The organism is Plesiocystis pacifica SIR-1 (genome assembly GCF_000170895.1).
GTDB classification, from domain to species: Bacteria; Myxococcota_A; Polyangia; order Nannocystales; family Nannocystaceae; genus Plesiocystis; species Plesiocystis pacifica.
The window spans coordinates 56,398-77,878 of the sequence record NZ_ABCS01000035.1; the positions used below are offsets into that span (position 1 = coordinate 56,398).

Here is a 21,481-nt window from a genome sequence, read left to right on the forward strand (position 1 = left end):
GGCGGAAGCTACTCGGTGGATCCGGGCATGGTCAACCGCGTGGGCCCCACGACCCCCGCGCATCCGCTGCAAACTCGCAAATTTTGACCGCTCCGAGGGGTACTGGCAGGACATACAGGAGTGGTCGACTTCCACGAGAGCGTGCTCGCCGAGGCCGTGGTCACCGCGCTGGTGCCCGCCATCGATTCGGTGCCCGAGGGGGCCCTGGTCGACGTGACCTGTGGCGCAGGGGGCCATACGGCCGCCCTGTTGGCGCGTTGCACCCCCAATCGGGTAGTCCTCGTCGACCGCGACCCGGCGGCGCTGGAGCACGCCCGGCGTCGGCTTCACGGCGCGGCGTGCACAGTCGATTTCTGTCACGCGCCCTTCGCAGACTTCGCGGCCGAGCTCGATCGGCTCGGTGTGGGGACAGTCAGCGCGCTCATCGCAGACTTGGGAGTGTCCTCACACCAGTTGGACACCGCCGAACGGGGCTTTTCCTTCCGCGCCGACGCGCCCCTGGACATGCGGATGGATCCGACGCGAGGCGAGACCGCTGCCGCGCGGCTTGCGGCGATGACCGTCGATGAGCTCGTCCGGGTGCTGCGGCGCTACGGCGAAGAGGCCGAGGCGGCCCGCATCGCGCCGGCGATCCTCGCCGCCCGACCGCAGACCACCAAGGTCCTCGCCGAGGTCGTCGAGCAGGCCATGAGCGCCCGGTCGCGGCGGGCGCTGGGCAAGCGCATCCACCCGGCGACGCGGACCTTCCAGGCCCTGCGCATCCTCGTCAACGGCGAGCTCGACCAGCTCGACCGCTTGCTCGAGGACGGGCCCGCGCGCCTGGCCGTCGGCGGGCGCATGGGCGTGATCAGCTTCCACTCCCTCGAAGATCGTCCGGTCAAGCAGCGCTTCGCCAAGCTGTGCCGGGCCCCCAAGCTGCCCGCGAGCTTGCCCCTGACCACGGCCGAGCTCGAGGCCCGCGGCTTCCGGGCGCACTTTGGCGTGCCCGCCGAGATCTCGCGCAAGGGCGTCGTCGCCGACGAGGCCGAGCGCGAGCGCAACCCTCGATCGCGCTCGGCCCGGCTGCGGGCGATCGAGCGCCTGCACCCCGGCTGGGCCCCGGAGCCCTCCGCCTAGCCCTCTTCTCCCATCGCCGAGCACCACCGATGTTCCGTCGCTCCTCCGCCTCCGAAGCTCCGCGCTCCTCCGCAGACCCCACGCCGTCGGGCCACGGGGCTCCGCGCTTTGAAAACGGCGTCGTCAGCCTCCCGCGATCGCGGCGGGGCTCCGACCTCGCGGCCCAGCGCCGCGCTCGGCTGCAGGCGCGCAAGCAGCCCGAGACCGCGCCCGACGGCCGCGCCCACGGGTGGTCGCGGGCCGGCGATCCGCGCCCGGTCGAGGGCCCGCGGCCGAGCTTCCTCGAGCGCCGCCGGGCCGACGGGACGCCGCTGCTCTTGTTCACGATCCTCGCCGTGCTGACCGGCGTGGGCCTGGCCCGGGTCAACTCGCGCATCGAGGTGCTGCAGGTCGCCAACGAGATCACGGCGCTGAGCGAGGAGCAGCAGCAACTGCTCGATCGCAAGCGGCGGCTGGAGACGGAGCGGGCCTACCTGCGCCGGCCCGCGCGGGTCGCCTCGCAAGCGGGGACGCGCCTGGGCATGGTCCCGGCTCCGCCAGAGCGGATCCAACGCATCGAGCTCGAGGCCAAGTCCGAGGAGGAGCAGCCGTGAGCGCGCCGCCCAAGTCCAGCCTGCGCAGCCGCTTCGCGCGTGCGCGCGGAAAGAACGTCGACCTCATCGCCCAAGGTCGCGCCCCCGGTCGCGGTTGGCTCGGCGGCGCGGGCTTGTTCACCAGCGGGCGCTGGTCGAAGGATGAGGACGAGGGCGCGGCCGAGGCCAGCCCCGAGCCCACGCCCGCGTCCTGCGAGGTCGCCGAGCCCCCGGCGGCCAAGAGCGGCGTCCGAGCCCGGGCCAAGAAGCCCGAGGGGCGCCCGAGCATGCCCTCGCTGCCGACCATGGCCAGCGACCTGCGCTCGGTCCGGCGCCGCTCGGCGATCGTCGGCGGCCTGGTCATCACCGGCCTGCTCGGCATGGGCTACCGCGCCTGGGACATCGGCGTGCACCGCCACGCCGACTACGCCGCCCAGGGCAACCGCCAGCAGCTGCGCACCTATACCCTCGAGGCCAGCCGCGGCAACGTCGTCGATCGCAACCACATCTCCATGGCGGTCAACGATCGCCTCGATCGGATCGTCCTCAACCCCCGGCTGATCCGCGCCCACGACCGCGAGGACGAGGTGCTCGCCTTCTTGCTCGGGATGTACGGGCCGGACAAGGCCGACTACATCATCGGCGAGCTCGAGCGCGACAAGGCCTACCGGCGGCTGCGCCTGCCCGTCGACGACGACATGGTCGCGGCGATCCGCGAGGCCAAGCTCCCGGGCATCCGCCTCGAGCAAGAGCCCCACCGCGTCTACCCCCGGGGCTCCCTCGCCGCCCACGTGCTCGGCCGGGTCAACGCCCAGGGCCAGGGCAACCTCGGCGTCGAGCTGGGCATGAACGAGGACCTGGCCGGTCGCGCGGCCTCGAGCCCCGCCTACTACGCTGCCTTCGGCGGCAAGGGCACCAAGCTGCTCGTCGACGGCCACCCGGACCACGGCGTGTCTCGGGGACGGACCGTGGTCCTGACCGTCGACTCGGCGATTCAGGCGATGGCCGAAGAGGAGATCGACGAGCTGGTCCGCAACTGGCACCCCGTCGGCGCCAGCGTGCTCGTCCTCGACCCCGAGACCGGCGACATCCTGGCGATGGTCAATCGGCCGACCTTCGACCCCAACCACCCGGTCGCCAGCGCCTCGCAGACTGTCAACCTCGCGGTCCAGCGCGCCTACGAGCCCGGCTCGACCCTCAAGGCGATCACCGTCGCCGCGGCCCTCGAGCAGGGCACGATCCGCCCGGACCAGACCTTCTTTTGCGAAGAAGGGCGCTGGCAGTACACGCCCCGCCACGCCATCCGCGACACCAAGCGCAAGGGCTGGCTCGACGTGACCGAGATCCTCGCGGTCTCGTCGAACATCTGCACCACCAAGATCTACGAGACCCTGGGCAAGGAGTCGCTGTACCGGTGGATCCGCCGCTTCCACTTTGGCGAGCGCCCCGAGGTCCAGCTGCCCGCGGTCAGCAAGGGCCTGGTCGCCGACTGGCACAAGTGGTCCGACATCCAGGCCGCCAACGTCAGCTTTGGCCAGGGCATGAGCGCCAGCCCCCTGCAGGTCGCGGCCGCGTTCTCGGCCCTGGCCAACGGGGGCATCTACAACACGCCGGCGATCGTCTCCCAGGTCATCGACGCCGACGGCCAGACCATCTGGGAGCGCAGCGCCGACGGGCCCGAGGGCGAGCGCATCGTCCGGCGGGCCACGGCCGACACCGTGCTCGAGATGCTCACCGCCGTGGTCCACACCCGCGACGGCACCGGCAAGAAGGCGCGCATCGACGGCTACGAGGTCGCGGGCAAGACCTCCACGGCCCAAAAGGCCAACCCCGAGGGCGGCTACTTCGAGGACCAGTACTACGCGAGCTTCGTCGGCGCCGTGCCGGCGGACGACCCCAAGCTGGTGATCCTCGTGTCCGTCGACAACCCCGAGGGCGGGCACTACGGCAACCAGGTCGCGGCGCCCACCTTCTCGCGCCTGGGCGGCCGGGCCCTCGCCTACCTCGGCGTCCCCCGGGACGACGAGAGCGGGGCGGTGCCCGAGACCATCGCCATCGCCGAGGACGCTCCGGAGCTCGTCGACGGCTTCCTCGCCGACGCCGACGTGCAGCCGCCCTTGCCGGGCAAGCGCGTGGTCGAGTTCACCACGGGGCTGCCGGACTTCACGGGCCTGACCCTGAGCCAGGCCATGGCCGAGGCCGAGAAGGCCCACGTGCACCTGCGCGCGACGGGCACGGGGCTGGCGGTGGGCCAGAGCGTGCCGCCGGGGCCGGTGCAGCCCGGGGTCGAGGTCGAGGTCCACTTCGAGGCGCTGCAGTAGGGCTGCGCCCGGGGCACGGAAGTTGCAAAATCGACTTGCGTGAACTTCACGCCAGATTCGATGTCTGGGCTGTCCGTGCGCGATCGGTCGGCCCCGTGTAGCTGTCTGCTCGTCTTGCTCGTCTTGCCTGTCGCGCCGAGCGGATGCGACGAGGACACCCTCGGCAGAGGCGGCGAGTCGGCCTTTTTGCCCGAGAGCGCACCCGACGAGGATCACGCCGCCGTGGAGGCCTACGTCGCGGATATGGGCGAGGTGATGGATGTCGCAGGCGCCGTGTCCTACCGGCTCGGGGTGGAGGAGACGATGGGCGTCGTCGAGCCGCGCTACCTCGGCGAGTACGCGGTGGAGCTGCCGGACATGCCGATCCCGCGCCTGGGTCGCTTTGGGGTCGCGCTCAGCGAGACGCCCCCCGTCGCGAGCGAGCTCCAACACCGGGAGTTGGCCCGCGGCATAGATTGCTGCACACTCTCGCCGTGGGCGAGACCCTCATCGGACCCGACGAGCTCGAGCTCGCCGTCTCGGGCCTCGCCGGCCTCGTCGGCGGGCTGCTCATGCCGGCGATCGGCGGGTGGATCCGCGTGCTCTTGCAGTGGATCGAGTCCGACCGCTCGGGCCTGGGCAAGCAGCCGCGCCTGTCCGGCTGGCGCCTGGCCCAGGCGGTGTTCACCAGCATCGCGCTGATGTTCTTCTTCGTCGCCCTCGGCCGGGCCGCGGGGGAGCTGCGCGAGGTCCGGGTCGAGGCGCCAGTGTTCGCGGCGATCGCCACGGGGGTCGTCGTCGGCGTGGTGTTCTGGGCGATCTACGCCATGGGCCTGCGCGCCCTCGAGGCCGACTACCAGCACGCCAAGCAGACCCGTCGGATTCGCTAGCGCGGCGACCGGTCGGAAGGCCGAGGGTCCAGCTCGTCCGCCTGGCGAGTCGGTCGCCGGTCAGCGCACCCGCGCGAGGGTCACGAGCACGCCCTGGGGGTCGACGCTCTGCCACTGCTCGAGGGCGTAGCACCCCCGCTCGAGCCAGTGCAGCGCCCGCGCCTGGCTCAGCTGCGCCACCTTGGACGGCCGCAGCTGCGCGCCCAGGAGGTGACGCAGGGGCCGGGCCCGGGGCTGGGCGAGCTCGATGATCAGCGCGCCGGGGCGCAGCAGCTCGACGCAGGCGCTCGGCGGGTCGGCGCGCTCGAGCCGGACGCCGAAGATCAGCGCGTCGAGCTGGGCGAGCTCGACGGCGGAGGCTCGCTCGCCGGATGCGGACGCCTCGCTCGTGAGCCGCGGCCACTGGGTCAGGGTGCGTCGTAGGGTCCTCGGCACGCGGCGACCGTGGACCCACGCGCCGACCTGCTGACCCTCGAGGCGAGCGGGCAGCCACTCGCGCAGGGGCGGGCAGGGCAGGTGGACGTCCACGGCGGGAGTGTAGCGGTACACTCCCGCCGTGAGCTTCCAGATCGGCGAGGCCCCAGACCGGGAGGACCTGCACCGCTTCCCCAAGGTCGCGCGCCAGCACGAGCTGGCCGCGCGCGGGCTCCCGGTGCCTCCGGGCGTGGTCCTGGACCTGGCCCGAGCCCGGCAGCTGTTCGCGCCCACGGCCGACGCCGTCGAGGACGGCGCGCGCAGTTGGGTCGAGGCGGTGTTCGCCGGCCAGGCCGAGGACGAGCGCCTGGGCACCCAGCTCATCGCGCGCAGCGCAGGCTCGCGGGAGGACCAGGGCACGGCCAGCGGCGCGGGCCTGGGCATGTCGATCGCCGGGATCGGCAGCCTGCCCGAGCTCCACGCCGCGCTCTCGATGATCGAGGCCCACGGGCGCATGTCGGGCATGGGCGATCTGCTCGGCGAGCAGACCCTGATCTTGCTCCAGCGCGAGGTCCCCCGCCGGGCGCTCCTGGTCGTGGTCCGCGACGGCCTGTCCGGTCGCTTCTACGTCGAGGTCCACGGCCCCGAGGCCGGACCCGAGCCGCTCGCCGAGGGCCGCTCGCCGAGCTGGTCCGGGGCCCTCGACGAGTGGTCCGACGACAGCCGCGAGCTCGTCGAGGCCCTCGCCGACTCCGTCGCCGGGAGCGAGGCCGGGCCCCACGGGGTCGACCTCGAGATCGTGGTCGATCCCGCCGGCAACCCGTGGATCGTCCAGGCCCGACCCTTGACCGCGCCCTTGCACCCCGGCTGGCCCGCGTTCTTGGCCGCGCTCGAGGCCGAGGGTTCGCGAGAGCCCCTCGACGGCCGGCTGATCCTCGACGGTGAGCACAACCCCACGCCGCTCTCGCCCGCCCACGCCTGGGTGATGGAGCAGCTGCGCCGCGATCGGCCTGGCAAGTCCGGCGACCCGGCGATCCTCGCGGGCTGGCTCTACGTCCGCGCCCTGCCCCGGGAGCTCGGCAAGGATCCCTTCGCCTCGGACACGGCCATGGCCGCCCGAGAAGCGCTCGCGTGGCTGTCGGAGCAGGCCCTGCCCAAGGCCCGGGCGCAGCTCGAGGCCTTCGACGATCAGCTCGGCCACCGGCCGCCCCTGGGCGAGGCCCTCGACGCCGCGTGGGCGCTGTTCTTGACCATGATCGACAGCTACGTCGAGCACCTCGTGCCCGCCCGGCGAGCCGCCCTCGCGGCCCTCGGCCCGGCCGCGCTCGAACACAGCGGCGCGTCGACGGACCCCCTGACCCTGCGCGATCGCAACAACTTCCTCGACGTCCTCCCGGCGACCTGGGACGTCGCCAGCCCGAGCCTCGCCGAGCTGTTCACGGGTCCCGAGGTCGAGAAAGAGGCGGCCGCGGCGGGCCCGGCCCTCGACGGGGACGAGGACGAGGTCGCCGTCGCGCGCTTGCTCGGCGAGTGGGACGATCACCTGTTCGCCCTCGGCCTCGCGCCGCTGCGTCGGCTGTGGCTCTACGCCGCCGATCGCCTGCGCTTCGTTCAGCCCGAGCGCGTGTTCCTGCTGACCGGCGACGAGCTCGTCACCCTCGACACGGACCGCGCCGGCCTCGGTGACGCGCGGAGCTTCGACGAACTGCTCGACGCGCGCGCGCGGCGATGGACCGCCCACGCCGAGCTCGAGCCCCCGGCGCGCATCGTCGACGGCCTGCCCGTGCCCCACTCCCTCGGCGGGCAGCTGCGCGGCCTGGCGATCGGCGAGTCCTTCACCGGCGCCGTCGTCCAGCGCCGAGACCTCCGCGACCTGCTCAGCGACCCGCCGGCCTCGAACACCGTGCTGTGCATCCCCGCGCTCACGGCCCAGGCCGCCGTCGCCCTGCACCGCCTCGGCGTGCGGGCGGTGTGCACCGAGTACGGCGGGGCGTTGGCTCACGGCGCGCTGATGGCCCGGGAGCTGGGCTTGTCTGCGCTGATCGGCTGCCGGGGGTGCACGCGCTTGACCGAAGGCCAGGCCGTCCGGGTCGACACGCGCGCGCGCAGGCTGATCCCGCTCGCGGGCAAAAGCTCTTGATATCGCTGACTTTTTGCTTCTACCATGAGCACGATGCACGCGGGAGTGCCGTCGTGACCAAGTCCGAGTTGATCGAGCGCGTTGCGCAGGAGTCGGGGCTGACCAAGGGTCGGGCCGAGATGGTGGTCAACACGATCTTCGAGTCCATGACGCACGCCCTGGTGGCCGGCGACGGCATCGAGATCCGTGGCTTCGGCAGCTTTACCGTGCGCCAGTACAAGGCCTACGAGGGGCGCAACCCGAGGACCGGCGACGTCGTCCACGTCGCGCCCAAGCGCTTGCCCTTTTTCAAGGTGGGCAAGGAGCTGCGCGAGCGGGTCAACGGGCGCTGGACTCCGAGCGAGAAGGTCGAGCCCTCCCCGCGGCCGACGGAGCCCTCGCCGCCCAAGCCCTCGTTCACGCGCCGCCGCGACGAGAACCTGTCCGAAGACGTGATTTAACTTTGCCCCCGCAGTCGGCTGGGGCCGGGGACGCTTTGTGTTTTGCCCCCGCAGTCGGCTAGGACCGGGGACGCTTCGTCGCTGTCCGCTCCTCCGCTTGGGCTCGTCCTCAAACTCGTTCGTGCCTGCGAGGGGGCATGTGGTCACCCCCCGAGGGGGGTGCTGTCTGGCGGGGATGGGGAAGCGCTCGTGTGCGAGCCTGCGCTACTGCCGGTCTTCGCCGCCGCGAACGGCTGGTCTCCTGGCTCAGGGGTTACTTCGATGAGTCCAGGGGGCAGGAGGGCTTGGGGAGAGGGACTCGAGACGGCTTTGCCGGCACGGGGAGGGCCTGCGAAAGGCCTCCATCGAGTCTAGACCGCCGCGAGGGCTGACTTGGCCGCGCTCAGGGCCCCGCCCACGGCCCCGAGCAGGCGGTCGACCTTCTCGCCTTTGCCGGCCAAGCCGGCCAAGGTCGCGCTGGCCTCGGCGAGGGCCTGGATGTCGGCGGGGTCGAGCGTTGCGACCGCGCTCTCGGCCGTGACGCGGCCGCGCTTGCGCTCGACGTCGCGGACGTCGTCGCGCATGCTGCTGAGCTGCGAGTTGATCTGGGCGATCTGTCCGCGGTGGGTGACGGGGTTGAGAGAAGCCAGGGCCGTCTCGAGCTCGGACTCGGCGGCGCCGAGGGCTGCCATGGCTTGGTCGATGGTGGTCAGGGCGTCGGACATGGTGGGTGCTCCTCTGGAAGGGGGAAGGAGGGACTAGGGGGTGGGCTCGCGCTCGGGCTGAGGCGCGTCGGGTTCGGAGGGGCCCGCGGCCTCGGGCGGTGGATCGCCGACGCTGGGATCGCCAGGGGGGAGGTCCTCGGGCGGAGGCGGGGGCGGACGTTTGTGCTCGTTGGCCATGCGCGCGACCTCGTCGATGCCCTCGGCCGAGGCGGTGCCGACCTGCACGCCGTACTCGATGAAGAACTTGGCCTCGTCCTTGAAGCTCGAGGGCCTGGCCAGGCGCAGCAGCTGGGTCACGAGGGTCCGCAGGCTGTGGCGGTCGATGGCGTAGCCGGGCACGGGCTCCTCGACGTTGAGCTTGTAGTCGATGGCCCCGTAGGCGTGGTCGCCAATGGCGTCGGAGGCCTCGCGCACGCCGTGGAAGACCTCGACGCGGGCCCGGGCGAGGGGGTCGTGGTCGAGGGCCCAGGCGGCGATGGTCGCCTCGCTGACCCGGGCGGCGCGCTCGGCAGACAGGCGGTCGCCCTCGACCCGGACGCGGCGCAGGCGGTGGACGGTGTCCAGGGCCGAGTCGAGGCGCCCGAGATCGTTGTCGAGGGCGTTGGCCGAAGCGGCGATGACCACCGCCTCGCGCTTCATGGCCTGACGCGAGGCGCAGCTCGTGGCTAGCAAGGCGGCGCTGACGAGGCCGAGCGTGACGGCGCGCGCGTTCATCGGAACACCCCCGCGGCGACGACGGCGAAGCCGGCGAGGTTGGTCACCACCGTCGCCAGGGTCTCCGGGCGCAGGCCCGAGGCGTTGTAGCGGTGCAGCTCGGCGATCGCGGCGGCCATCCAGATGCCGCGGGTCGCCAGGGCCATGGTCGAGCGCACGCGCATCTCGTGCTCGTGGAGGGCGTCGCTGCGGACCTCGCTCTCGCGCGCCCGGGCCTTGCCCACGGTCCAGGCCTTGGCGAACTCGATCAGGCTCGCGCGCAGGTAGCTGGCGCACTGCCCCGCCGCGCCCTCGGAGCCGGGCTCGGCGACGAGCGCGTCCTCGACGGACATCGCCGCGCAGCCGGGATCGAGGAGGAAGGTCTGGGCGGCGAGCAGGGCCTGGCGTTCGCGCAGCATGGCCTCGACGCGCATGTAGTCGAGGTCGAGGCGGTGCATGGCGAGCTGGTGGATGGTCCTGGTGCCGTCGCGCTCGATCGACAGCAGCTCGAGGACCAGGGCCAGCTCGCTGCCGCGCACGCCGTAGCGCCGCGGCTTGCCGTCGAGCTTCACGGTGGCTCGGGTGCCGCTCACGGCGAGGGCGAGGGCGACCTCGTCGAGGGCCTCGCTGCGCTCGATCTCCCTGGGCTTTTCGAGGGGATCGCCGTCGGCGGTGAAGCGCCCCGAGGCCTCGTACTCGAGCACGCGCTCGACGGCCTGGACCTGCTCGTCGAGCAGGCGCAGGCGCAGGGGGTCGCCGGGGCCCTCGCCGAGGCTGTCGAGGTCGAGGCCCACGAAGGCGGCCTGCTCGGCCTCGAGCGCGGGGGTGTCGTCGAGGCGCATGAGCGAGCCGTCGAGCTCGGCGTCGAGGCACCGAGCGACGGCGACGAAGTCCTCGTCGTCGATCGCCCGGCAACTCGCCCGCGCGTTCACGTAGGCGCTCAGCGGCTCTCGGCCGCGCTCGGCCCGGGCGTCCATGCTGCGGTGGAGGGCCGCGAGTCGAGCGCTGAGCGTGCCGAGGGCGCCCTCGCCCTGACCGAGGCGGGCGAAGAGCTGGCCCATGGCGTCGCAGGCCTCGGTGAAGGCGGCGAACTCCCCGTCGAGCTCGGGCGAGCGCGCCGGGTCGTCCAGGCCCGGGCACTCGAGCGGGGGCGCTCGCTGGACGTCGAGGTCGAGGGCGACGGCCCGCGCGAGGTAGCTGTCGCGGGCGCGCTCGAGCTCGCGGAAGGCGGCCTGGAAGTCGCCCAGGTCCTTGCCGCCCTGACCAAAGCGCTCGATGAACGCGGCCATGTCGGCGTCCATGCCCTCGCCGGTGAGCTCGGCCAGGCGCTCGCCGAGGCGGGCAGACCAGGCCGCGCGCCCGCCGTAGTCCTCGAGGATGGCGATCAGCGCGGCGTCGCGATCGGCGTCGACCTGCGCCCGCGCGGCGCTGAGCTCCCGGTCGAGCAGCGCACCCTCGGCCTCGTCGCGCTCGCGAAAGCCAGCCTCGAAGTCGAGGGCGTCGTTGGACGCCAGCGCGGCCTCGGACAGGGCCGCATCGCCGGCGCGGTGGAGGTGACCGCCGCACGCAGGCAGGGCGAGGGCGGCGACGAGCAAGGCGGCGCCGCTGCCCAGGAGGCGACGCAGGCGAGGTCCGTTCCCCATGGCGCGAGGGTATCGCAAAGCCAGGGAAGTCCGGGCCTAGACTTGCCGGTCAGCTGCTGCACGAGAGCATCGAGCAGCCCGGGCGATGGCGCGCCCACTCGGGTCGCTTGCCGGCGAAGTGCTCCTTGCCGGGCTGATCGGTGTAGGGCCGGCGGAGGAGCTCGAGCAGCTCGTGGATCCGCGAGGGGTCGCCGGCCTCGGCCAGGTCGATGGCCTCCTGGGCGAGGTAGTTGCGGAGCACGTACTTGGGGTTGGCCCCGTCCATGATGGCCCGCCGCTGGTTGGGGTCGAGGCCCTCGCTGCGGACCCGCGCCTGCAAGCCTCGGAGCCAGCGCAGGGTCAGCTCGCGGAGCTTGGGCGGGAGCTCGCGGCGATCGTACTCGCCGTAGTAGGCCGGGCGCAGCGGGGCGAGCACGGCCTCGTCGCTGGCCTCGGGGTCCATGGGCACCTCGGCGAGCTGGCGGTGGAAGATCGTCATGTCCGTCTCGACCTTCGTGTTCGCGCCCCTCAGCACGTCCATGCAGGTGTTGGCCAGCCACGGCCCCGAGCCGGGCTGGTCCGAGCCCTCGTCGGCGTCGATCGAGCGCAGCCCGAGCTTGTCGGCGTAGGTGCTCAGCACCCCGGCGGACAGGCGCTCGGCGTAGGCCTCGAGCCCGGCCTGGATCGACTCGGCCTCGTCCACCAAGGGCAGCAAGGCGGCGCCGAAGCGGGTCAGGTTCCACGCGGCGATGCGCGGCTGGTTGCCAAAGCGGTAGCGCCGGCCGTGGGCGTCGGTGGTGTTCGGCGTCCAGTTGGGGTCGTAGTCCTCGAGCCAGCCGTAGGGGCCGTAGTCGATGGTCAGCCCGAGCACGGACATGTTGTCCGTGTTCATCACGCCGTGCACGAAGCCCACGCGCATCCAGTGGCAGATCATCTCGGCGGTGCGCTCGGCGACGATCCCAAACCAAGCCGCGTAGTCCCCCGCGTCGAGCTCCGGGAAGTGCTCGGCGATCACGTAGTCGGCGAGGCGGCGCAGGGTCTCGTGGTCCTTGCGCGCGGCGAACAGCTCGAAGTTGCCAAAGCGCACGAAGGACGGCGCGACCCGGCAGACCACGGCCCCGGGCTCGAGCTCGGCGTTGCCGTCGTAGAACATGTCGCGCCTGACCTCGTCGCCGGTGCGGACCAGGGACAGGGCGCGGGTCGTGGGCACGCCGAGGTGGTGCATGGCCTCGCTGCACAGAAACTCGCGGATCGACGAGCGGAGCACGGCCCGGCCGTCGCCGCGGCGCGAGTAGGGGGTGGGCCCGGCCCCCTTGAGCTGCAGCTCCCAGCGCGTGTCCTCGCCGTCGTTGGAGCGCAGGATCTCGCCCAGGGTGATCGCCCGGCCGTCGCCGAGCTGGTCGGCCCAGTTGCCGAACTGGTGCCCGCCGTAGCACGCGGCGTAGGGCTCCATGCCGGCCCACAGGCGCGAGCCCGAGAGCACCGCCGCGAGCTCTTCGCGGGTGGCCTCTGCCTGGGGATCTTCCTGGGGATCTTCCTGGAGATCTTCGGGGAGCCCGAGCAAGGCGGCGACCTCCCGCGACCAGCCCAGCAGCTCCGGACCCGAGACCGGCGTGGGCTCGACCCGGGAGTAGCAGGCCCCGAGGACCTGGCGGCGGAAGTTGTCCGCCTCGGGGTCGCCGGGCAGCTCGCGCACGAAGCTGTTGTCGAAGCCGGGGATCCACTCGGGCGCGGAGGTCTGCACGCCGCGACCATGGCTCGCGGCTCACGTTCCGACAACCACCCCAATCGATGGTGGGGCCCAAGACAAAGCCGCGAGCGCACCCTGAGGGCGCGCTCGCGGACGTTGGGGATCGCGACCCCTCAGCCGGCGGGGGCGTCGTCCGCCTCGGACTCTTCCGCAGGCGCAGCCTCGGGGGCGGGTTCGGCCTCCTCGGCGACCTTCGGCCCCTTGGCGATGGCCGTGAAGTCCCCGGGCTGGGGACCCTTGCAGGTCCGCTCGCCGGCCTTGCACCCGCGGATCTTGATCTGCCCGAGGATCCCGTCGAGGTCCTGCTCGTGGTCCTTGGCCAGCTTGGCCTCACCGGCGAGCTGGACGACCACGCGCCACTCGTCGGTCACGAACAGCACGGCGGTGTAGAATTTGCTCATCGACGAGCCCGCCGGGGTGTAGCGGAAGTCGAAGCGCGTCCCAGCCACGCCGTTGGCCGACTCGACGGCGGTCTGCTTGGTCAGGGTGTAGCCGCGCTGGGCGAACTTCTTGACCAGGTCGTCGGCCCACAGCTCGAGGGTCCCGCCGACGCGGTTCTCGAAGGTGGTGATGTTCAGGCCGACGTTGTCCGGGGCCTTCATGCGCAGCTCGGCGTCGCCGCTCCAGTGGCTCTCGCTGACCTGGATGAAGCCGGGCGGCGGGTCCTTGAGCTTGAAGCTGGCGCAGCCCGTGGCCAGGGTGGAGAGCAAGAAGGCGCCGCCGAGGCAGGCGAGGGTGGAGAGGCGGGAGAGATTCGAGAGACGAGAGAGCATGGTTACCTCCACTCCGTGGCTTCGACGCCGAGCGAGTCGACCCAGCGGAAGGGATCGTTGCTGGTCGGGATGTTGTCCATGGGGCCGCGCTCGACGAGCGTGACCGTCAGGGTCGAAAAGGCGATCAGGTCGCCGAGCTGACGCATGCGCCCGAGGGCGGTCTCGAGCTCCATGGTCACGTCGTCGAGGGCCTGGCGCACGTGCAGCGCCTCCTCGACGGTCTTGGCCTGGTCGAGGAGCTCGAGCAGCTGGGCCTGGGTCTCGCGCAGCACCTTGATGCGCGACTCGAGGTCGACGTACTCGGCGGTGACGTCCTGGGCCTGGAGCGAGCGGGCCTCGACCACGCCCATGTCCCCGACGGCGTTCATGACCGCCTCGAGGCTGCGCGCGGGCACCCGGAGCACGACCTGGTTGGAGCCGCGCATGTGGACCCAGCCGCCGTAGGCCTCGGGCATGGCCTCGAGCTTGTTCATGCCCTCGTCGAGGTTGTAGACGCTGACCTGCATGCCGGCGGTGTAGACGATCTGCCGGCCGTGGTCGGGGGTGTCCTGCTGGTCCTGGCCGGGCTGACCTTGCTGGGCCTGGTCGTTGGGGGCTGGGGTCTCGACGGGCTTGGCCACGGCCTTGGCCGGGGCGGCCATCACGGCCTGGGGCGCGCGCTCGTCCTCGGCGAGGTCGTCGCTGAAGTCGTAGGCCTCGTTGGCGGCCATGCCCGCGCCGGCGGAGCGGCTCGTGATGTCGACCATGGGCGCCGGGGGGAGCTCCTCGGCGTAGTCCCCGGACATCTCGGGGCTCATGGTGAACGAGGCGTCCTTGTTGCAGGCCGAGGTGAGCAGCAGCGGGAGGGCTAGAGAAAAGAGCAGCGCGGTCCAGGGACGAGGCCTTGGACCGCGCGCGGCAGCGAGGGGAGAGGGGGGGCTCGTGGGGCTCGTTGTCATGGAGTCTCCGTTGGCGCTAGGGCCATGAAAGCTGGGCAGGGCTAGGCAGGCTTCCCGGGGAAGCGGGCGCGGGAACGCGGGGTTTGGGGGCCGGCTTACGCCCATCAGCGGTACTCGGTGGCCTCGACGCCGAGGCCGTCGACCCAGGGGAAGGGATCGTTGCTGGTCGGGACGTCGGTCCCGGGCCCGCGCTCGGTGAATTGCACCGTCAAGGTCGAAAAGGCGATGGCCTCGGACAGGTTGCGCATGCGGGCGCGGAGCAGCTCGAGCTCCATGGTCACCTGGTCGAGGGCGCGGCGGATCTTCAGGGACTGCTCGACGGTCTTGGCCTGCTTCAGCAGCTCCTGGAGGTGGGCCTGCATGCTCTCGAGCACGCGGATGCGCGAGTCGAGGTCGGTGAACTCGGCGGTGACATCCTGGGACTCGAGGTTGCGGGCCTCGACCACGCCCAGCTCGCCGACGGCGTCCATGGCCTGCTCGAGGCGCTCGGCCGGGACGCGGATGGTGATCGCGTCGTCGTTCCAGCCCTGGATCCAGCCGCCGTAGTCCTCGGCCATGGCCTGCACGGCCTCGAGCGCGCTGGGCACGTCGAAGGTCGCGACGCGCATGAAGGCGGTGTAGATGATCTGGCGCTTGGTCGGCTCGGCGGCGTCGGGCTCGGGCTCGGTGGTGGCCCCATTCTCTGTCGCTTCGCCCTCGCCGCCCGTGTCCATGGGCGCCTCGGCGGGCTCGGCCATGGGCTCGCCGGGAGGGGAGGCGCCCTGGACCCGCTCGCGCCGCTTCATCCGCGCCCCGCCGGATCGCGCGCGGCGGGCCGAGGTGGTCCCCGCCAGCGAGATGGACTCCTCCGCGGCGACCTCGTCGTACTCCATCTCCATGTAGTCGGCCGACGCGTAGTCGTCGTCGTAGCCCCCGCCCCCGTAGTCGCCGCCATAGGCCGAGTCGGGGACGTCGTAGGCCCGGGCCGCGCACGCGCTCAGGCCGAGGGCGCAGACGAACACGAGGACCATCCGCGCGCAGGCGAGGAACCAGGCGCGGGCGGAGGAGGGGAGGGCGAGCTTGGGGTCGATCATGGCGCGGAGCGGCGCGACGGGGGCTGCCGGGCAGCGCGACGATAGCGCGGTCTCGCCGGTCTTGCACCGGCCCGAGCGCGGCGGGTATGGCTGGGGGCATGAACCGCCTGGACAGGGTTTTGGCCGCATCGACGCTCACGCTCCTGGCCGCGGCGTCGGCCTGTGACCGTGGGGCGAGCGCGAACACGGTGTGGGCAGAGCCGGCGGGGCCCATGCCCAGCCCCGCGGTCGATCCAGCCGCGCCCTCCGTCGAGGCCCCCGTCGACCCCGAACCTGCGACCCCGGTAATCGATGACAAGTACGTCGAGGCGGGCCGCAAGCTGACCGCCATGGCCGAGGAGGACACCCGCGCCTACGATCGCCTGGCCTACATCTCCGACGTCTACGGCCACCGCCTGTCGGGATCGCAAGCCCTCGAAGACACCATCGACTGGGCCCTCGAGACCATGCGCGAGGACGGGTTGGCCAAGGTCCGCAAGGAGAAGGTCATGGTCCCGCACTGGGTCCGCGGCGAGGAGCAGGCGGCCTTCCTCGCCCCCGTCGAGCGGCCCCTGCCGGTGCTGACCCTGGGCATGAGCGTGGGCACGCCGCGGCGGGGGATTACGGCGGAGGTCGTGGTCGTCAACCACGTCGACGAGATCGACACCCTCGGTGAGCAGGTGAAGGGGAAGATCGTGCTCATCAACATGGCCATGCCGCCCTACGACCACGACCACCACGACTCCTTCTACGGGCCGACGGTCCAGGGCCGCACCCAGGGGGCCTCGCGGGCGGCGAAGTACGGGGCCAAGGCCGTGCTGGTCCGCTCGGTCACGGCGCACAGCCTCCGCACCCTGCACACGGGCACGCTGGTCTACGACGAGGACCTGCCGAAGATCCCTGCGGCCGCGATCACCCCCGAGGACGCCGACTTGTTCGCGCGCATGGTCGCCCGCGGGGAGACCCCCAAGATCCGCCTGAAGCTCGGCGCGAAGCTCCTCCCGGACGCCGAGAGCGGCAACGCGATCGGCGAGCTGACCGGCCGCGAGCTGCCTGACGAGTACGTGGTCCTGGCCTGCCACATCGACTCCTGGGACGTCGGCGACGGCAGCACCGACGACGGCTCGGGCTGCCTGATGGCCATGGAGGCGGCGCTGATGTTGAAAGAGCTCGAGCTGATCCCGCGCCGGACCGTCCGCGTGGTGCTCTATACCAACGAGGAGAACGGCCTGCGCGGGGGCAAGGCCTACTTCGAGGCCCACGCCGACGAGCTGCACGTCGCGGGCCTCGAGTCGGACAGCGGCGCGGGGGCGCCGTGGGGCTTCGGCATCGGCGGCGACCAGGCCCAGTACGACGCCCTGCTGCCCTACGCGCCCTTGTTCGAGGGCCTCGGCGCCCACAACTTCACCCTCGGCGGGGGCGGGGCCGACATCTCGCCGCTGACCCAGGCGGGCATGCTCGGCCTGGGCCTGCGCCCGGACACCAGCCACTACTTCGATCTCCACCACAGCCCGGCGGACACCATCGACAAGATCGCGCCCTACCACCTCGAGCGCAACGCCGCGGCCATGGCCCTGATGGCCTACATCCTCGCCGAGCGCGAGCTCGACGGGCCCGCGCAGCCCCTGAAGGTCCCGGAGCCGGAGCCGGAGCCGGAGCCGGAGCCCGAAGCCAAGGCGGAGAACGAGTAATGGCCAAGCTCTACTTTCGCTACGGCACCATGGACAGCGCCAAGTCGCTGAACCTGCTCGCCGTCGCCCACAACTACCGCCAGCAGGGCAAGCGCGTCGCGCTGCTCAAGCCCAAGCTCGACGACCGCTTCGGCGCCGAGGTGATCGCCTCGCGCTCGGGCCTGCAAAAGCCCGTCGACCTGCTCATCGAGCCCGACAGCGAGCTCGACGCGCCCTTCTTCGCCGATCTGGACTGCGTGCTCGTCGACGAGGCCCAGTTCCTCTCGCCGGGGGTCATCGAGCAGCTGCGCGGGCTGACCCGCACCCACAACGTGCCGGTGATCTGCTACGGCCTGCGCACGGACTTTCAGACCCGGCTGTTCCCCGGCTCCCGGCGCCTGCTCGAGCTCGCCGACTCCATCGAGGAGATCAAGGTCACCTGCCAGTACTGCAACCGCAAGGCGATCTTCAACATGCGCCTGGTCGACGGCGCGCCGGTCCGCGAGGGCGAGCAGGTCCAGCTCGGGGCCAACGAGAGCTACAAGCCCGTCTGCCACGACTGCTACGAAAAGCGCTTGCCGGGGCTGATCGCGGGCGGGGACTGATCGGGCAGCGGCGAGCGCGGCCCCGCTGGCTCCCGGGCGCCAAGGCCCGGAGCGCCCGCGCGGCGGGCTCGAGATCGCCCCGGGTTCGGCCGTGGGCGCCCCGCCCCAATGGTTGCACAGTCCTTCATTGGACAGACCGACCCATTGATTGCGCATAGTTTGGGGTTGTCTATCGTGCCCCGCAATGCGCACCTTCGACTCTGCTTTCGCACTCCTCTCGGCGGGCCTGCTCGCCGTGAGCCTGTCCGCCTGCACCGGGGAGGAAGACGACCACGGCCACGACGATGACCACGGCCACGACGACCACGGCCACAACCACGAGACCGAGGTCATCTCTCAGGTCCAGCTGACCTTCACCCCCGTCGACGGCGGCGAGGCCCTGGTGTTCAGCTTCGAAGATCCGGACGGCGACGGCGGCGTCTCGGGCTCCTCCGACACCATCACGCTGGCCGCCGACACCACCTACATGCTCGAGCTCGAGTTCATCAACAACCTCGAGAGCCCCCCGGAGGACATCACCGAGGAGATCGCGGACGAGGCCGAGGAGCACTACGTATTCGTCTATGGCGACGGTGTGCTCGGCCCAGCGGGCATGGGCAGCGTGGTCCTCGCGACCCACGGCTACGACGACCTCGAGTCGGACTACGTCACCAACGCCGTGGGCGAGGATCTGCCCGTCGGGCTGGTCAACACCTTCGAGACCACGGCGACGGGCACGAGCGAGCTGAAGGTCATGCTGCGCCACCTGCCCGAGCGCAACGGCGACCCACAAAAAGAAGCCGACTTGCCGGACATGCTCGCGGGCGGCGAGGCGCTGCCTGGCGAGGTCGACGTCGAGGTCAGCTTCGAGCTGATCGTCGAGTAGCCCGAGGGCGCCCAGCACCGCCAGCGCGCCGCCCGGTCCACCGCGCTGCGGATCGACGGCGCAGCCTGGGGGCTCGGCACCCTCCCTCAAAAACCGGGACCCCAACCCGACCAACTCGGGAGGCCGCGCCGCGCGTTCGGAGCAGCCATGCTGTCGCTGGGGCAACACGGGATCCCCGCCGGGGCACGCCAAAACCGGCGATGGCGCGGAGGAAAGCCCGGATCTCCGTAGCAGCGCGGGTGGCTGTGACGTATGCGCTGGGTCGTGTCCTTCGTGGTATCTTCCCCCACCTTGCGAGCCCTACCCCAGCGCAACGAGACCCGGCGGCGCCGGAGCCCACGGCAGCTCCCGTGGCTGCTCGGCGCCGTCTTGGCGGCCAGCCCCCTGACGGCTTGTCAGCCCCCCGCCCGCGCCGGGGCCGGGCAGGCCGAGGCCGGCGCCCAGGCCGACCCCGCGACCAAGACCGCCGAGGCCCCGAAGGAAAAGCGCACGGCGACCGTGCCCGCCGACGGCTGGAACGACGACATCGCCTGGCGCGGCTTCCAAGAGGGCCTCGAGGAGGCCAAGGCCACGGGCCGCCCGACCATGCTCGTCGTCCACACCTCGTGGTGCAGCAAGTGCCGGGCGCTCAAGGGCGTGTTCAACTCGGACTCGACCCTGGCCGAGCTGTCCGAGGACTTCGTGATGATCCACGTCGACCAGGACGTGACCCCCGAGGTCGCGCTCTACGCCCCCGACGGCCAGTACATCCCGCGGGTGATGTTCCTCGACTCCGACGGCAAGCTCGACGAGGAGCTGCACAACCCCATGCGGGAGTCTCGCTTCCGCTACTTCTACACCCCGCAAGAAGACATCGTCGCCACCATGCGGGCGGCCTTGCAGCGCCATGGCAAAACCAGCTGATTCGGCCAGCCCCCTCCGTCGCACCCTGTCCGCCCTGGTCACGCCGCTGATGGTCGCGGGGGTGTTCGGGGGGCTCTACGCGGGCTTTTGGGCCGCCGGCGACGCGGTCGCGGCCAAGCCCGGCGACGACGAGGAGCGGGCCGCGCCCGCCAAGCGCCGCCGCCCCGGCAAGCGCACCGGCGACCCCAACATCATCCCCATCGACGAGATCAAGCGCGGCATGAAGGGCTACGCGCTGACCGTCTTCCACGGCGAGACCCCCGACAAGTTCGAGATCGAGGTCGTCGACGTGGTCCGCGACTACGCCACGGGCCAGGACGCCGTGCTGTTCACCTCGCCCGATCCGCGCCTCGAGCACTCGGGCATCGTCGGCGGCATGTCGGGCAGCCCGATCTGGATCGAGGGCAAGCTCGCCGGCGCCCTCGCCTACGGCTACCGCTTCAGCAAGGATCCGCTCGGCGGGCTGACGCCCATCGAGAACATGCTCGAGGTCTCGGACCTGCCCTACCGCCCCGACGTCCTGCCCCGGCCGCCGCGGCGCGGCGGAGCGGGTGGGGCCTACGCCCCCTACGCCCAAGGTCGCGAGGGCAGCGACGCGTGGGCCGACCAGATGCTCCACCTCGGCACCGAGCCCCTGCCCGCGCGCCAGCGCCCCCGGGACATCCCCGGCCCCGGCGGCGCGCCCTCGGGCGGCCTCGAGCCCATCGGCGCGCCCATGTCCATCGCCGGCCTGGGTCCCCGCGCGGGCCAGTTCCTCGCCGACATGACCGGGCTGCTGCCCGTGCGCGGCGGGGGCTCCCACGCCGCCGCGGCGTCCTCGGGCGAGGCCGCCGGCGCGGGCAACAAGCACACCTTCAGCCCCGGCGACTCCGTGTCCGTGGTGCTCATCGCCGGCGACAACGGGGCCGCGCCCAACGGCACGGTGACCTGGGTCGGCGGCAAACAGAGCGAGAAGGTCCTCGCCTTTGGCCACCCGATGTACGGCGGCGGACCCAGCGACCTGCCCATCGCCAACGCCCACGTGCACACCATCCTCAACAGCGTCGAGCGCTCGGTGAAGCTGTCGAGCGCCCTCGACCTGCAGGGCACGATGATCCAGGACCGCCAGCCGGCGATCTACCTGCGCACGGACATCGAGACCCCGATGATCCCGGTGACGACCACGGTCGCCAGCCCCGAGGAGGCCTTCGCCGCCCGGCGCTACGAGAGCGCGGTCGCCAACAACCAGGACCTGACCGCGGCCCTGGTCGCGACCTTGCTCATCGACGCCGTCGAGGAGGCGGGCAACGACGCCGTCGAGCTCGTGCTCGAGACCCGCAGCCTGATCAAAATCGAGACCAGCAAGGGCCCGCGGACCATCGAGCTCGAGGAAGAGACCTACTTCCCGGGCGGGATCATCGGCGGGATCATGGCGCGCAGCCGGGCCCTGACCCTGATCACCATCGCCCTCGACAACCAGTTCGAGGTCGCCAAGATCCTGTCCGTCGAGCAGCACGCGACGCTGCACTACGGCGCGCCGGTGGAACGCATCGAGCGCGTGCGCGTGGCCGACGGGGAGCTGCGCGCCGGTGAGCTCGTCGAGCTCGAGGTCGAGTTCCGCCCGCCCCAGGGCCGCGCGCGCACCCAGACCATCAGCCTGCGCATCCCCGAGGACGCCGGGGGCGAGCGCGTGGTCGTGGAGCTCGCCGGCGGCGAGTGGGTGCTGCCCTACGCGCCCTTGCCCGGCGACGTCGACGACCTCATCGACAACGTCGCCGCGACCTTCCCGGCGCGCAGCGTGATCGGCACGATCTACCGGGCCAACGAGGGCCTGGCCACGGAGCACGGGCTCATGGCCGACCTGCCCGAGAGCGTGCTCCAGAGCCTCAGCCCCTCGGGCAGCAACCGCAAGGCCGTGCACTTCAAGCAGGCCTCGCGCCGGATCATCCGCACCGACGGCATCATCCAGGGCCGGGCCAGCCTCGAGCTCGACATCCTGCCCGCCCGCGCCATCGACTAGCCCGACTGCTCTGCGCTCGGCGACCTTCTCTCCCT

Annotated in this window: 19 protein-coding genes; 11 read left to right on the forward strand and 8 right to left on the reverse strand. The window is 71.9% G+C overall.

All coding sequences use genetic code 11. From position 1 onward, the window contains the following. Positions 1 to 141 precede the first annotated feature (141 nt). The 4 genes from rsmH to PPSIR1_RS19010 all read left to right on the forward strand — a co-directional run bounded on the left by rsmH (position 142) and on the right by PPSIR1_RS19010 (position 4,878). The gene (rsmH, locus tag PPSIR1_RS18995; RefSeq protein ID WP_086001488.1) at positions 142 to 1,116 is read left to right on the forward strand and encodes a 16S rRNA (cytosine(1402)-N(4))-methyltransferase RsmH; all 975 of its coding nucleotides are present in this window, start codon (positions 142 to 144) and stop codon (positions 1,114 to 1,116) included. A 29-nt stretch (positions 1,117 to 1,145) separates the two neighbouring features. Further along, positions 1,146 to 1,709, forward strand: coding sequence for a hypothetical protein (locus PPSIR1_RS19000; protein WP_006972744.1), 564 nt, complete (start codon positions 1,146 to 1,148; stop codon positions 1,707 to 1,709). After that, positions 1,706 to 4,009 (forward strand): penicillin-binding protein, encoded by a 2,304-nt coding sequence (locus PPSIR1_RS50785; protein ID WP_006972745.1) that lies wholly within the window; start codon positions 1,706 to 1,708, stop codon positions 4,007 to 4,009. The genes PPSIR1_RS19000 and PPSIR1_RS50785 overlap by 4 nt, the downstream gene beginning before the upstream one ends. 473 nt (positions 4,010 to 4,482) lie before the next feature. Continuing rightward, positions 4,483 to 4,878 carry a hypothetical protein gene (locus tag PPSIR1_RS19010; RefSeq protein WP_006972746.1) on the forward strand — a complete coding sequence of 132 codons (396 nt, stop codon included), beginning with the start codon at positions 4,483 to 4,485 and terminating at the stop codon, positions 4,876 to 4,878. A gap of 60 nt (positions 4,879 to 4,938) precedes the next feature. Here PPSIR1_RS19010 and PPSIR1_RS19015 read toward each other — a convergent pair whose 3' ends face one another. Then, positions 4,939 to 5,406 (reverse strand): hypothetical protein, encoded by a 468-nt coding sequence (locus tag PPSIR1_RS19015; protein WP_157595710.1) that lies wholly within the window; start codon positions 5,404 to 5,406, stop codon positions 4,939 to 4,941. A gap of 28 nt (positions 5,407 to 5,434) precedes the next feature. Between PPSIR1_RS19015 and PPSIR1_RS19020 the strand changes: the two genes are divergently transcribed. Beyond that, the gene (locus tag PPSIR1_RS19020) at positions 5,435 to 7,432 is read left to right on the forward strand and encodes a PEP-utilizing enzyme (protein ID WP_006972748.1); all 1,998 of its coding nucleotides are present in this window, start codon (positions 5,435 to 5,437) and stop codon (positions 7,430 to 7,432) included. 53 nt (positions 7,433 to 7,485) lie between these two features. Further along, positions 7,486 to 7,872 carry an HU family DNA-binding protein gene (locus PPSIR1_RS19025; protein WP_006972749.1) on the forward strand — a complete coding sequence of 129 codons (387 nt, stop codon included), beginning with the start codon at positions 7,486 to 7,488 and terminating at the stop codon, positions 7,870 to 7,872. Positions 7,873 to 8,222: 350 nt separating this feature from the next. Here the strand turns inward: PPSIR1_RS19025 and PPSIR1_RS19030 are convergent, their stop codons facing one another. The 7 genes from PPSIR1_RS19030 to PPSIR1_RS43135 form a co-directional block, all read right to left on the reverse strand. Then, on the reverse strand, positions 8,223 to 8,576 hold the full coding sequence (locus tag PPSIR1_RS19030) for a hypothetical protein (protein ID WP_006972750.1): 354 nt from the start codon (positions 8,574 to 8,576) through the stop codon (positions 8,223 to 8,225). A 33-nt stretch (positions 8,577 to 8,609) separates the two neighbouring features. Beyond that, positions 8,610 to 9,290 carry a hypothetical protein gene (locus PPSIR1_RS19035; RefSeq protein WP_006972751.1) on the reverse strand — a complete coding sequence of 227 codons (681 nt, stop codon included), beginning with the start codon at positions 9,288 to 9,290 and terminating at the stop codon, positions 8,610 to 8,612. Then, positions 9,287 to 10,912: a hypothetical protein gene (locus PPSIR1_RS19040; RefSeq protein ID WP_006972752.1), complete on the reverse strand. Its 1,626-nt coding sequence runs from the start codon at positions 10,910 to 10,912 to the stop codon at positions 9,287 to 9,289. The genes PPSIR1_RS19035 and PPSIR1_RS19040 overlap by 4 nt, the downstream gene beginning before the upstream one ends. A gap of 49 nt (positions 10,913 to 10,961) precedes the next feature. Further along, on the reverse strand, positions 10,962 to 12,635 hold the full coding sequence (locus PPSIR1_RS19045) for a protein adenylyltransferase SelO (RefSeq protein ID WP_006972753.1): 1,674 nt from the start codon (positions 12,633 to 12,635) through the stop codon (positions 10,962 to 10,964). A 119-nt stretch (positions 12,636 to 12,754) separates the two neighbouring features. Continuing rightward, on the reverse strand, positions 12,755 to 13,414 hold the full coding sequence (locus tag PPSIR1_RS19050) for a hypothetical protein (RefSeq protein WP_006972754.1): 660 nt from the start codon (positions 13,412 to 13,414) through the stop codon (positions 12,755 to 12,757). Positions 13,415 to 13,416: 2 nt separating this feature from the next. Next, the gene (locus PPSIR1_RS43130) at positions 13,417 to 14,352 is read right to left on the reverse strand and encodes a DUF4349 domain-containing protein (RefSeq protein ID WP_157595711.1); all 936 of its coding nucleotides are present in this window, start codon (positions 14,350 to 14,352) and stop codon (positions 13,417 to 13,419) included. A gap of 104 nt (positions 14,353 to 14,456) precedes the next feature. Further along, on the reverse strand, positions 14,457 to 15,425 hold the full coding sequence (locus PPSIR1_RS43135) for a DUF4349 domain-containing protein (protein ID WP_006972756.1): 969 nt from the start codon (positions 15,423 to 15,425) through the stop codon (positions 14,457 to 14,459). Positions 15,426 to 15,637: 212 nt separating this feature from the next. Here PPSIR1_RS43135 and PPSIR1_RS19065 point away from each other — a divergent pair, with 212 nt between their 5' ends. The 5 genes from PPSIR1_RS19065 to PPSIR1_RS19085 all read left to right on the forward strand — a co-directional run bounded on the left by PPSIR1_RS19065 (position 15,638) and on the right by PPSIR1_RS19085 (position 21,446). Further along, on the forward strand, positions 15,638 to 17,095 hold the full coding sequence (locus PPSIR1_RS19065) for a M28 family peptidase (RefSeq protein WP_006972757.1): 1,458 nt from the start codon (positions 15,638 to 15,640) through the stop codon (positions 17,093 to 17,095). Continuing rightward, a complete protein-coding gene (locus tag PPSIR1_RS19070) occupies positions 17,095 to 17,679 on the forward strand; it encodes a thymidine kinase (RefSeq protein WP_006972758.1) in 585 nt (194 codons plus the stop codon). Before PPSIR1_RS19065 ends, PPSIR1_RS19070 begins: the two co-directional genes overlap by 1 nt. A 184-nt stretch (positions 17,680 to 17,863) precedes the next feature. Beyond that, positions 17,864 to 18,544 (forward strand): hypothetical protein, encoded by a 681-nt coding sequence (locus PPSIR1_RS43140; RefSeq protein WP_006972759.1) that lies wholly within the window; start codon positions 17,864 to 17,866, stop codon positions 18,542 to 18,544. A 291-nt stretch (positions 18,545 to 18,835) separates the two neighbouring features. Beyond that, positions 18,836 to 19,447 (forward strand): thioredoxin family protein, encoded by a 612-nt coding sequence (locus tag PPSIR1_RS43145; protein ID WP_157595712.1) that lies wholly within the window; start codon positions 18,836 to 18,838, stop codon positions 19,445 to 19,447. Continuing rightward, on the forward strand, positions 19,431 to 21,446 hold the full coding sequence (locus PPSIR1_RS19085; RefSeq protein WP_086001485.1) for a SpoIVB peptidase S55 domain-containing protein: 2,016 nt from the start codon (positions 19,431 to 19,433) through the stop codon (positions 21,444 to 21,446). The genes PPSIR1_RS43145 and PPSIR1_RS19085 overlap by 17 nt, the downstream gene beginning before the upstream one ends. The last annotated feature ends 35 nt before the right edge of the window (positions 21,447 to 21,481 follow it).